The sequence below is a fragment of the Pseudomonas sp. AU11447 genome (assembly GCF_001672555.2).
Classification (GTDB): domain Bacteria; phylum Pseudomonadota; class Gammaproteobacteria; order Pseudomonadales; family Pseudomonadaceae; genus Pseudomonas; species Pseudomonas nitroreducens.
On the sequence record NZ_LZDG02000086.1, the window covers coordinates 1 to 11760 of the forward strand.

General features: G+C 65.6%; 10 protein-coding genes and 1 tRNA gene. All 11 read left to right on the forward strand.

All coding sequences use genetic code 11. The features are described 5' to 3' along the window. A partial coding sequence (locus tag A6723_RS27535; protein WP_064979907.1) for a FimV/HubP family polar landmark protein occupies positions 1 to 2491 on the forward strand: 2491 nt, incomplete at its 5' end. Between the two features lie 19 nt (positions 2492 to 2510). After that, positions 2511 to 3368: a tRNA pseudouridine(38-40) synthase TruA gene (gene truA, locus A6723_RS27540; protein ID WP_054909170.1), complete on the forward strand. Its 858-nt coding sequence runs from the start codon at positions 2511 to 2513 to the stop codon at positions 3366 to 3368. A gap of 57 nt (positions 3369 to 3425) precedes the next feature. Further along, complete coding sequence (locus A6723_RS27545) at positions 3426 to 4049, forward strand: phosphoribosylanthranilate isomerase (protein WP_054909171.1); 624 nt, start codon at positions 3426 to 3428, stop codon at positions 4047 to 4049. 238 nt (positions 4050 to 4287) lie between these two features. Then, positions 4288 to 5163, forward strand: coding sequence for an acetyl-CoA carboxylase, carboxyltransferase subunit beta (accD, locus tag A6723_RS27550; RefSeq protein WP_054909172.1), 876 nt, complete (start codon positions 4288 to 4290; stop codon positions 5161 to 5163). Then, complete coding sequence (gene folC / locus A6723_RS27555) at positions 5160 to 6440, forward strand: bifunctional tetrahydrofolate synthase/dihydrofolate synthase (protein WP_054909173.1); 1281 nt, start codon at positions 5160 to 5162, stop codon at positions 6438 to 6440. Before accD ends, folC begins: the two co-directional genes overlap by 4 nt. Before the next feature lie 22 nt (positions 6441 to 6462). After that, positions 6463 to 7131 carry an SPOR domain-containing protein gene (locus A6723_RS27560; RefSeq protein ID WP_054909174.1) on the forward strand — a complete coding sequence of 223 codons (669 nt, stop codon included), beginning with the start codon at positions 6463 to 6465 and terminating at the stop codon, positions 7129 to 7131. A 104-nt stretch (positions 7132 to 7235) separates the two neighbouring features. After that, positions 7236 to 7778: a CvpA family protein gene (locus A6723_RS27565; protein WP_139093081.1), complete on the forward strand. Its 543-nt coding sequence runs from the start codon at positions 7236 to 7238 to the stop codon at positions 7776 to 7778. A gap of 106 nt (positions 7779 to 7884) precedes the next feature. Then, positions 7885 to 9390, forward strand: coding sequence for an amidophosphoribosyltransferase (purF, locus tag A6723_RS27570; protein ID WP_037015408.1), 1506 nt, complete (start codon positions 7885 to 7887; stop codon positions 9388 to 9390). 11 nt (positions 9391 to 9401) lie between these two features. Beyond that, positions 9402 to 10613, forward strand: a complete 1212-nt coding sequence (locus tag A6723_RS27575; RefSeq protein WP_054909176.1) for an O-succinylhomoserine sulfhydrylase — start codon at positions 9402 to 9404, stop codon at positions 10611 to 10613. Between the two features lie 2 nt (positions 10614 to 10615). Next, the gene (locus tag A6723_RS27580) at positions 10616 to 11377 is read left to right on the forward strand and encodes an SDR family oxidoreductase (protein WP_054909177.1); all 762 of its coding nucleotides are present in this window, start codon (positions 10616 to 10618) and stop codon (positions 11375 to 11377) included. A gap of 272 nt (positions 11378 to 11649) precedes the next feature. Next, positions 11650 to 11725 (forward strand) — tRNA-Val (locus tag A6723_RS27585). The last annotated feature ends 35 nt before the right edge of the window (positions 11726 to 11760 follow it).

The window sequence follows — 11760 nt, forward strand, 5'->3', positions numbered from 1 at the left end:
CCCGCCGCTGTATTCCCCGCAAACCGCCGCTGCCGTGCCGCGCGCGCCGATGGCCGTCCCCGCACCCGTCGTGCGCCCGTCCGCCACGGCTGCGCCCCGTCCTGCCGCCGCTCCCGCCCGCAGCGCCGCTCCGGCCCCGGTTGCCGCGTCGCGCCGCCTGGAAGGCAACGAATATCGCACCGGCAAGAATGACACCCTCTGGGACATCGCTGCCCGTGCGCGCCCGGACGGCAGCGTATCCGTCCAGCAGACCATGCTGGCGATCCAGGATCTCAATCCCGACGCCTTCCTCGGTGGCAACATCAACCGCCTGAAGAGTGGCCAGGTGCTGCGCCTGCCCGATGCGGAGCAGATCAAGGCCCGCACCCAGCCGACCGCCGAGACCGAAGTCAAACAGCAGTACACCGCCTGGCGCGAGGGCCGCAGCCTGCCCACCGGCGGTACCCGTCAGCTGGACGCCACTCCTCGCGCCAATGCCGGTAACGCTCCGGCCCAGGCCGAGACCAAGGACAGCCTGCGCCTGCTCTCCGGCGAGAACGGCAAGGCCAAGGGTGGCGACAAGGGCAGCAAGGATGGTCAGGCCGTCGCCGACAAGCTGGCCGTCACCAAGGAAAGTCTCGACAGCACCCGTCGCGAGAATGACGAGCTGAGCAGTCGCATGACCGACCTGCAGAGCCAGATGGACAAGCTGCAGAAGCTGATTGCGCTGAAGGATGCGCAGCTGGCGAAGCTGCAGAACGAATTGGGCAATGACAAGAGTGCCGCCAACGGCGCCGCTGTCGTGCCGGCTCCGGTGCCGGGCGCCGAACCGTCTGCTCAGCCCGCAACTCCGCCGGCTCCGGCGGTTGCAGAACAACCGGTCGCCCCGGCTCCCGCTGGCGACGCAGGCACTCCGCCAGCCCCGGCCGCCGAGGCCCAGCCGCAACCCGCACCGACGCCCGCTCCGGTCGCCCCTGCACCCGAAGCGCAGAAGCCCAAGCCGGCGCCTGCTCCGGTGGCTGCTCCGGTTGAGCAGGCCCAGACCAGCATCGTCGACGAGATCCTCGCCAATCCGATCTGGCTGGGTGCCATTGCCGGTAGCGCGCTGCTCGCCCTGCTGGTCCTGCTGATGATCATTTCCCGCCGTCGCGCCGCCAAGGAGCAGGAAAGCCTCGCTGCCTACGCCGGTGACGACGAGCCGCACCTGGACGATGACCTGGCTCTCGCCGGCAGCGAGCTGGATACCCTCGATGTGCCGCAGGCCGCCGAAGTCGCTGCCCCGACACAAGCTGCGCCCGAGCGCGTTGCCGCGCAGACCAGCGATGCGCTGGGCGAGGCGGACATCTACATCGCCTACGGCCGCTTCAACCAGGCTGCCGAACTGCTGCAGGGCGCCATCTACGATGAGCCGCAGCGCGCCGACCTGCGCCTGAAGCTGATGGAGGTCTATGCCGAGATCGGTGATCGAGAAGGCTTCGCCCGCCAGGAAAACGAGCTGCGCGAGATCGGCGGTGCCGAACCGCAAGTGGAACAACTGAAATCCCGCTACCCGGGCATGGTCACCCTGGCAGCAGTGGGTGGTGGCCTGGCCGCAGCGGCGGCGGCTTCCGACGATGATCTCGACGGATTCAGCCTGGACGACTTCAGCATCGATTCCCCGGCTGCCGCCGCAGAGCCCGCTGCGCAGCCCCATGGTGGCCTGGACGATGCCTTCGACCTGGCGCTCGACGACCTTGACCTGGGCGAAGACAAACCTGCCGCTCCGGCCGCCCAGCAGAACGACGATCTGTCCTTCGGCAGTTTCGACCTGGATGACGACCTGAGCCTGGGCGGTTCGCCGGCCCAGGCGCAGAGCGCCAAGGCCGAGGACGACTTCGCCTTCGACCTGGACCTGCCGGAGGAGTCGGCTGCCAAGGTCGAGGCTCCGTCGCTGGCGGACGATCTGGGCGACTTCTCCCTGGACCTGGACAAGGATCTGGAGAAAGACACCCATGCTACCCTGGCATCGGCGGAAGACGACTTCCTGCTGGGCCTGGACGACGACACCGCTTCGCTGTCCGGCGTGAGCCCCGAGGAGTTCAGCCTGGATATCGACAGCAAGGCGCCGCAGGCCGACGACCTGCCGGACGACTTCGACCTGTCCCTGGCGGATGACGAACCGGCGCCGGCCAAGGCCGATGACAGTTTCGCCGCACAGCTGGACGAGGTCAGCGCCGAACTGGATCGCCTGTCGTCGCAGAACGACGAGCCGCAGGCTCCCGTTGCCGCGCCGCTGGCCGAAGACAGCTTCGCCGCCAGCGACCTCGACCTGCCGGGCGAGGGTGCCGATGACGAAGACGATTTCGACTTCCTCTCCGGCGCCGACGAAGCGGCCACCAAGCTCGACCTGGCGCGTGCCTACATCGACATGGGCGACACTGAAGGCGCCCGCGACATCCTCGATGAGGTGCTCACCGAGGGTAACGACAACCAGCAGCAGGAAGCTCGCGAACTGCTCGGGCGTATCGCCTGAGCCGGAAGGCTCCAGATAGATGATTGAAGCAGTACCCTCAGCGGCGGCCGAATCGGCCGCCGTTGGCGTTTCCAGGATTGCCCTGGGCGTCGAATTCAAAGGCTCGCGCTATCGCGGCTGGCAGCGCCAGGAAAATGGTGTGCCGACCGTGCAGGGCGCGCTGGAAAAAGCTCTGTCCCGGGTGGCGGATCACCCGGTCTCGCTGATGTGTGCTGGCCGTACCGATGCGCTGGTGCACGCGAGCGGGCAGGTGGTGCATTTCGATACCACCGCCGAGCGCTCGCTCATCGCCTGGGTCATGGGCACCAATGCCAACCTGCCCAACGATATCAGCGTGACCTGGGCCAAGGTGATGCCGGCACATTTCCATGCGCGCTTCACCGCTATGGCAAGGCGCTACCGCTATGTGATCTACAACGACCAGATCCGCCCGGCACACATGGCCGAGGAAGTCACCTGGAACCACCGTCCGCTGGATGTCTCGCGCATGCGCGAGGCAGCCAAGGCGCTGGTCGGCACCCACGACTTCACCTCGTTCCGCGCGGTGCAGTGCCAGGCCAAGTCGGCGATCAAGACCGTGCATCACCTGGAGGTGATCGAGCACGGGCGCTTCATCGTGCTGGATGTCCGCGCCAACGCCTTCCTGCATCACATGGTGCGTAATTTTGCCGGCATGCTGATGACTATTGGCGCCGGCGAGCGCCCGGTGGAGTGGGCAGCTGAGGCACTGGCTGCGCGCGACCGGCGCGCCAGCGGCATCACCGCGCATCCGTACGGACTGTACCTGGTGAGTGTGGAATACCCGGAAGAGTTCGTGTTGCCCGAGCGCTATCTGGGGCCACATTTCCTTTCAAGTTTGCCGGATGTCGTTGGCTGACGTTGCCAGGGTCATTTGCTACCATCGATCGATCACTTGCCTGAAGGTTGCTGCATCTTGTCTGCCGTTCGCATCAAAATCTGCGGTATTACCCGAGTCGAGGATGCCCTGGCAGCCGCCGAGGCGGGCGCTGACGCCATCGGCCTGGTGTTCTACGCCAGGAGTCCGCGTGCGGTGAGCATCCAGCAGGCGAGGGCAATCGTTGCGGCGTTGCCGCCCTTCGTCAGCACCGTCGGCCTGTTCGTCGATGCCAGCCGTTGCGAATTGGGGGAAATCCTCGACGCGGTGCCGTTGGACGTACTGCAGTTCCACGGCGACGAAACGCCCGAAGCCTGCTCTGGCTGGCACAAGCGTTATCTCAAGGCCCTGCGGGTAAAGCCGGGCGACGACGTGGCGGCGCAGATCGCCAACTATCCACAGGCCAGTGGTTTCCTCCTCGATACCTACGTGGAGGGCGTCCCTGGTGGAACCGGGCAGGCTTTCGACTGGTCCCTGGTGCCGAAGGATGTGGGGCGCCCACTGATCCTGGCGGGTGGCCTGACGGTTGCCAATGTGGCCGAGGCCATCGCCCAGGTGCGGCCATACGCCGTGGATGTGAGCGGCGGGGTGGAGGCGAGCAAGGGGATCAAGGATGCGCAGAAGATCCGCGATTTCATCGCCCAGTGTCGGTCGGTGGCTTGACGCGGAATCTTCATGTGACGACGAGCGGCCCGCCGCCGTCCACTACCCAATCGCTGCACGGCAGCGTTGGGACTCGTTGGCGGCCACCGTCGGCGACCCAGTGGTGTATTCATGGCGACGCCTCGGCGGCGCCTTTGTTTGCGAGGGGTTCCGGCCTTGAGGTCGGTTCCGCGACGATGAATTTGCTCAGGGGCAGGCGTAGTGCATCGCACCGCGCCCCTGCACTGGAGATGTAAGCATGAGCAACTGGCTGGTAGACAAGCTGATCCCTTCCATCATGCGTTCCGAGGCTAAGAAGAGCTCGGTACCGGAAGGCCTGTGGCACAAGTGCCCGTCCTGCGAAGCGGTGTTGTACCGTCCGGAGCTGGAAAAGACCCTCGATGTCTGCCCCAAGTGCGATCACCACATGCGTATCGGCGCGCGCGCGCGCATCGACATCTTCCTCGATGAGGAAGGTCGCGAGGAGCTGGGTGCCGAGCTGGAGCCGGTGGACCGCCTGAAATTCCGCGACAGCAAGAAGTACAAGGACCGCCTGACTGCTGCGCAGAAGGATACCGGCGAGAAGGACGCGCTGATCTCCATGAGCGGCAAGCTGATGGGCATGCCGGTGGTGGTCAGTGCCTTCGAGTTCTCCTTCATGGGCGGCTCCATGGGCTCCGTCGTCGGCGAGCGCTTCGTGCGCGCCGCCAACTACGCACTGGAAAACCGCTGCCCGATGATCTGCTTCTCCGCCTCGGGTGGCGCGCGCATGCAGGAAGCGCTGATCTCCCTGATGCAGATGGCCAAGACTTCCGCCGCGCTGGCCCGCCTGCGCGAAGAGGGCATCCCGTTCATCTCCGTGCTGACCGACCCGGTTTACGGCGGTGTTTCCGCCAGCCTGGCGATGCTCGGCGACGTGATCGTCGGCGAGCCGCGCGCCCTGATCGGCTTTGCCGGTCCGCGCGTGATCGAGCAGACCGTGCGCGAGAAGCTGCCCGAAGGCTTCCAGCGTAGCGAGTTCCTGCTGGAGCACGGCGCCATCGACATGATCGTTCACCGTGCCGAGCTGCGTCCGCGCCTGGCCAAGGTGCTCGCCAAGTTCACCCACACTCCAAGTACCGCACTCGCAGGATGACCCAACGTACCCTTGCCGACTGGCTCAGCTACCTCGAACAACTCCACCCCACGGCAATCGACATGGGGCTGGACCGCTCCCGTGAAGTAGCCGGCCGGCTTGGCCTGGGGCGCCCTGCGCCGCGCGTGGTGACCGTCACCGGTACCAACGGCAAGGGTTCCACCTGCGCCTTCCTCGCCGCCATGCTCGGCGAGCAGGGCCAGCGGGTCGGCGTGTACAGCTCACCGCATCTGCTGCGTTACAACGAGCGCGTGCTCATCGATGGCGCCGAAGCCAGCGATGAAGCGCTGTGCGAAGCCTTCGCCGCCGTCGAGGCGGCGCGCGGCGAAATCTCCCTGACCTACTTCGAGATGGGCACTCTCGCGGCCTTCTGGCTGTTCGAGCGCGCCAACCTCGATGCCGTGGTCCTGGAAGTCGGCCTGGGCGGCCGCCTGGATGCGGTCAACCTGATCGACTCCGATGTTGCCGTGGTCACCAGCATCGGCATCGACCATGCCGACTGGCTGGGCGATACCCGCGAAAGCGTGGCCTTCGAGAAAGCCGGCATCTTCCGCACCGGCAAGCCTGCCGTGTGTGGCGACCTGGAACCGCCGGCGCCGATCCTGGAGCAGGCTCGCCAGCTGGGCTCGCCGCTGGTCCTTCGTGGTCGCGATTTCGACCTGGCGATGGGCGAGGACGATTGGCACTGGCGTGGCCGCTCCGCTTCGGGTGAAGCGCTGAGCCTGCACAACCTGCCGCTGCTCGACCTGCCGATGGAGAACGCGGCGCTGGCGCTGCAGGTCTATGCCTTGCTGGACCTGCCATGGCAGCCCGACTCACTGGCCGCCGCGCTGCTACGTACCCGGGTCACCGGGCGCCTGGATCGGCGCACCGTGCAGTGGCACGGCGAGGAGCGACACTTGCTGCTCGACGTCGGGCATAATCCGCACGCCTCGCAATACCTGGCCAGTCGCCTGCGCGCGACGCCGCCCAAGGGCGTGCGCCACGCGGTATTTGGCCTGCTGGCGGACAAGGATCTCGACGGCGTACTGGAACCCGTGCTCGGCTTGGTGCAGGATTGGGCCGTCGCACCGTTGCCCACCGGTCGCAGCCGTCCGGCGCAGGAGCTGGAGGCAGCACTACAGGCGCGCGGGGCGCAGGTCAGTTGTCATGGCGATATCGCCGCGGCGCTGGTAGCGCAGTGCGATGCAGCAAGCACCGATGACGAGATTCTGGTGTTCGGTTCGTTCTACAGCGTGGCGGATGCCCTGGAGTGGCTCGCCAAGGCTGCTCAATAAGAGACCAAAGGGGAGTTGTTGCATGGCGTTGCTCGATAAGGGGCTCAAGCAGCGGGTAGTCGGAGCGCTGGTGCTGCTGGCGCTGGCGGTGATCTTCCTGCCGATGCTGTTCTCCCGCGAGGATGAAGTACGCCAGGTCGTGGTCGAGGCGCCGGTGATGCCCAAGCCGCCGGCCATGCCGACGGTCGAGGTGCAGCCCACCGAGGTTCCCGAGCCGCAGGCCGATGACGCCGACAACGGTGTACCGCCTGCCGATACGGCGGCTGCGCAGGCGCCTTCCGCACCGATCGCCAGCTTGCCAGTCCAGCAGTCCCAGCCCGCCCAGCCCAAGGCTCCGGCTCCGCAGCCAGTTGCGCCCAAGCCTGCTGCGCCCGCTCAGCAGCCCGCCCAGGCCAGTGCCGCTTCGGCCGCGCCGGCGCAACAGCCGGCCCAGCGCCTGGACAGCAACAACCTGCCGGTGAGCTGGTCGGTACAGCTGGCCAGCCTGTCCAACCGCGCCCGCGCCGACGAACTGCAGAAGTCCCTGCGCAGCCAGGGCTATAACGCCTACGTGCGCAGCTTCGATGGCATGAACCGGGTGTTCGTCGGTCCGGTGGTCGAGCGCGCCGAGGCGGACCGCCTGCGCGATCAGCTCGGCAAGCAGCAGAAGCTCAATGGCTTCGTGGTGCGTTTCCAGCCTGAACGTGGCTGAGTTGGTTCGTTAGCTTCTCTCAATCAGCCCCATGGCAAACTGGGGCTCTTCTAATTCGAAGGCCTCTGCTAAAATGCGGGGCCTTTCCGTTTCTGGGCCGCAACGTGGCATTTACCTGGGTCGATTGGACGATGATCGGCATCATCGTCATTTCCAGCCTGATCAGCTTGAGCCGTGGTTTCGTCAAGGAAGCCCTGTCGCTGGTCACCTGGATCGTAGCCGGTGCGGTCGCCTGGATGTTCGGCGGCGCGCTGGCCGAGCATCTCGCACCCTATATTCAGCTGCCCTCGGGACGCGTCATCGCCGCTTGCGCTCTTCTGTTCGTCGTCACGCTGTTGCTGGGCGCACTCGTCAATTTCCTCATCAGCGAGCTGGTGCGGGTGACCGGCATGTCCGGCACCGACCGAGTGCTCGGCATGGTGTTCGGCGGCGCCCGAGGCGTGCTGCTGGTGGTTCTGCTGGTGGGCCTGCTGAGCCTTGCACCGGTGCAACAGGATCCGTGGTGGCAGCAATCGGTGCTGATGCCGCATTTCCTGATGGTCGCCGACTGGTCGAAGAACTTCATCCTGACTTTTGCCGGGCAGTGGATGTCCGGCATGACCATCACTCCGCCATCGGGAGTGGGGTCTTTGCTGCCGGCCCAATGACGGGCGGGCAGAGGCGACGGGTAGCCGTCGCCGCTATGGCAGGTCCGGTGGATACTGCCGAATACGGAATTGTTTTAGCCTGAACACCAACTAGGGGTTGCGTCGCATGTGTGGCATCGTCGGTATCGTGGGCAAGTCGAACGTCAATCAGGCGCTGTATGACGCCCTCACCGTTCTCCAGCATCGTGGCCAGGACGCTGCGGGGATCGTCACCTGTCAGGACGACCGTCTGTACCTGCGCAAGGACAACGGCCTGGTCCGTGACGTCTTCCAGCAGCGCCACATGCAGCGCCTGGTCGGCAAGATCGGCATCGGCCACGTGCGCTACCCCACTGCGGGCAGCTCCAGTTCCGCCGAGGCCCAGCCGTTCTACGTCAACTCGCCGTACGGCATCACCCTGGCGCACAACGGCAACCTGACCAACGTCGAGCAGCTGGCCAAGGAAATCTACGAGTCCGACCTGCGCCACGTGAACACCAACTCCGACTCGGAAGTGCTGCTCAACGTGTTCGCCCATGAGCTGGCGGTGCGCAACAAGCTGCAGCCCACCGAGGAAGACGTCTTCGCCGCCGTTGCCGGCGTGCATGCGCGTTGCGTTGGCGGCTATGCCGTGGTGGCGATGATCACCGGCCACGGCGTCGTCGGTTTCCGCGATCCGCATGCCATCCGCCCGATCGTCTTCGGCCAGCGCCACACCGAAAACGGCGTGGAATACATGATCGCGTCGGAAAGCGTGGCGCTGGACGTCCTCGGCTTCACCCTGATCCGCGATCTCGCGCCGGGCGAAGCGGTATACATCACCGAGGAAGGCAAGCTCTATACCCGCCAGTGCGCGGCCAACCCGCAGTACTCGCCGTGCATCTTCGAGCACGTCTACCTGGCACGTCCGGACTCCATCATCGATGGCATCTCGGTCTACAAGGCACGCCTGCGCATGGGCGAGAAGCTGGCCGACAAGATCCTTCGCGAGCGTCCGGACCACGACATCGACGTGGTTATCCCGATCCCGGATACCAGCCGCACTGCCGCACTGGAACTGGCCAACCGCCTGGGCGTGAAGTTCCGCGAAGGCTTCGTGAAGAACCGCTACATCGGCCGTACCTTCATCATGCCCGGCCAGGCCGCGCGCAAGAAATCGGTGCGCCAGAAGCTCAATGCCATCGAGCTGGAATTCCGCGGCAAGAACGTGATGCTGGTGGACGACTCCATCGTGCGCGGCACCACCTGCAAGCAGATCATCCAGATGGCCCGCGAGGCCGGCGCGAAGAATGTCTACTTCTGCTCCGCCGCTCCCGCCGTACGCTACCCCAACGTCTACGGCATCGACATGCCGAGCGCCCACGAACTGATCGCGCACAACCGCAGCACCGAGGAAGTCGGCGAGCTGATCGGCGCTGATTGGCTGGTGTACCAGGACCTGCCGGACCTGATCGAATCCACCGAGGGCGGCAAGATCAAGATCGAGCACTTCGACTGTGCCGTGTTCAACGGCGAGTACGTTACCGGCGACGTCGACGAGGCCTATCTGAACAAGATCGAGCAGGCGCGCAACGATGCGACCAAGACCAAGGTCGCCGCAGTCAGCGCCATCATCGATCTGTATAACGACTAAGGAGAGCAGGCATGGCTCAGGATTGGGAAGCCGGCCGGCTGGACAGCGACCTCGAGGGTGTAGGTTTCGACACCCTGGCGGTGCGTGCCGGCCAGCGCCGCACCCCGGAAGGTGAGCATGGCGAGGGCCTGTTCACCACTTCCAGCTACGTGTTCCGCAGCGCCGCCGACGCGGCCGCGCGTTTTGCCGGCGAAGTGCCGGGCAACGTCTATTCGCGCTACACCAACCCCACGGTGCGTACCTTCGAGGAGCGCATCGCTGCGCTGGAAGGCGCCGAGCAGGCGGTGGCGACGTCCACCGGCATGTCGGCGATCCTCTCCCTGGTGATGAGCCTGTGCAGTGCCGGCGACCACGTGCTGGTCTCGCGCAGCGTGTTCGGCTCGACCATCAGCCTGTTCGAGAAGTACTTCAAGCGTTTCGGCATCGAGGTGGACTACCCGCCGCTGAGCGACCTGAAAGCCTGGGAGGCGGCGTGCAAGCCGAACACCAAGCTGTTCTTCGTCGAATCGCCGTCCAACCCGTTGGCCGAGTTGGTGGACATCGCCGCGCTGGCCGAGATCGCGCATGCCAAGGGAGCGCTGCTGGCGGTGGACAACTGCTTCTGCACCCCGGCGTTGCAGCAACCGCTGAAACTGGGCGCGGATGTGGTGATCCACTCGGCGACCAAGTACATCGACGGCCAGGGCCGCACCATGGGCGGCGTGGTGGCTGGTCGCCGCGCGCAGATGGAGCCCGTCGTCGGTTTCCTGCGCACCGCCGGCCCGACCCTCAGCCCGTTCAACGCCTGGATCTTCATCAAGGGCCTGGAAACACTGCGTGTGCGCATGCAGGCCCACAGTGCCTCGGCCCAGCAAGTCGCCGAATGGCTGGAGCAACAGCCGGGCGTCGAGCGCGTCTACTACTCCGGCCTGCCCAGTCATCCGCAGCATGAGCTGGCCAAGCGTCAGCAGAAGGGCTTCGGCGCGGTGGTGAGCTTCGAGGTGAAAGGTGGCAAGGACGCGGCGTGGCGCTGCATCGACGCTACCCGGATGATCTCCATCACCACCAACCTGGGCGACACCAAGACCACCATCGCCCACCCGGCTACCACCTCCCACGGTCGCCTTTCGCCGGCCGAGCGCGAGAACGCCGGCATCCGCGACAACCTGATCCGCGTTGCCGTTGGCCTGGAGGATGTCGACGACATCAAGGCCGATCTGGCGCGAGGCCTGGCGGCACTGTGAGCATGGCTGACATCCTCGGCAACGGGCGTGTCGTCCTGGTCACCGGGGCGGCGCACGGCATCGGCCTGGGCATAGCCGCCTGGCTGGTCGCCGAGGGCTGGCAGGTGGTGCTGGCGGATATCGATCGTGAGCGCGGGCCGAAAGTGGCCGCAGCGCTCGGCGAGCGCGCCAGCTTCATCGCCCTGGACGTGGCCAATGAAGGGCAGGTTGCAGCAGCGGTGGCCGAGTTGATCGGCCTGTTCGGTCGTCTCGACGCGCTGGTGAGCAATGCCGCTATCGCGCGGCCACATAATACGGCGCTCGAAAGCCTGGGCCTGAACGAGTGGAACCGCACGCTGGCGGTGAATCTCACGGGGCCGATGCTGCTGGCCAAGCACTGTGCGCCCTATCTGCGTGGGCACAGCGGTGTCATCGTTAACATCGCTTCCACCCGCGCGCACCAGTCCGAGCCGAATTCCGAAGCCTATGCGGCGAGCAAGGGCGGGTTGCTGTCGCTGACCCACGCCCTGGCCAGCAGCCTGGGTCCGGAGATTCGCGTCAATGCGATTTCCCCCGGCTGGATCGACGCTCGCGACCTGCGCGAGCGCGAAGCCGAGCCTCTGACCGAGCTGGACCATGATCAGCATCTGGTCGGCCGCGTCGGTACGGTGGAAGACATCGCCGCGGCAGTGTCCTGGCTGGTCAATGGCGATGCCGGTTTCGTCACCGGCCAGGAGCTGGTGATCGACGGCGGCATGACGCGCAAGATGATCTATCTCGATTGAGTGTCGGGTGTGGAAGAGGAGGGCGGCCTGCGGGTCGCCCTTTTTCTTTTGTGGCTCTCCGACTCCGAGCGAGGGCTGTTCGCGAGCAAGCCCGCTCCTACAGAGTCAACCTCGCGAGCGCTCTTGTAGGAGCGAGCTTGCGCACGAACCTGGAGCCGCGCCGGGGGCGCTAACCGCACGCCGAACTTTTTTTGCGGAAAATGAAAAAAAGTTCAATCAGGGCATTGACTTAGGATTCGTCGGCTGTAGAATGCGCCCCACTTCGAGACGAAGGGTGATTAGCTCAGCCGGGAGAGCATCTGCCTTACAAGCAGAGGGTCGGCGGTTCGATCCCGTCATCACCCACCACTCGAGGTCCGAAGCAGCGGTAGTTCAGTCGGTTA

Bases quoted from the DNA above. Each gene is read 5' to 3' on its own strand.
- truA (WP_054909170.1), top strand. From the start codon at position 2,511: ATGATTGAAGCAGTACCCTCAGCGGCGGCCGAATCGGCCGCCGTTGGC.
- accD (WP_054909172.1), top strand. From the start codon at position 4,288: ATGAGCAACTGGCTGGTAGACAAGCTGATCCCTTCCATCATGCGTTCC.
- folC (WP_054909173.1), top strand. From the start codon at position 5,160: ATGACCCAACGTACCCTTGCCGACTGGCTCAGCTACCTCGAACAACTC.
- A6723_RS27560 (WP_054909174.1), top strand. From the start codon at position 6,463: ATGGCGTTGCTCGATAAGGGGCTCAAGCAGCGGGTAGTCGGAGCGCTG.
- purF (WP_037015408.1), top strand. From the start codon at position 7,885: ATGTGTGGCATCGTCGGTATCGTGGGCAAGTCGAACGTCAATCAGGCG.
- A6723_RS27575 (WP_054909176.1), top strand. From the start codon at position 9,402: ATGGCTCAGGATTGGGAAGCCGGCCGGCTGGACAGCGACCTCGAGGGT.
- A6723_RS27580 (WP_054909177.1), top strand. From the start codon at position 10,616: ATGGCTGACATCCTCGGCAACGGGCGTGTCGTCCTGGTCACCGGGGCG.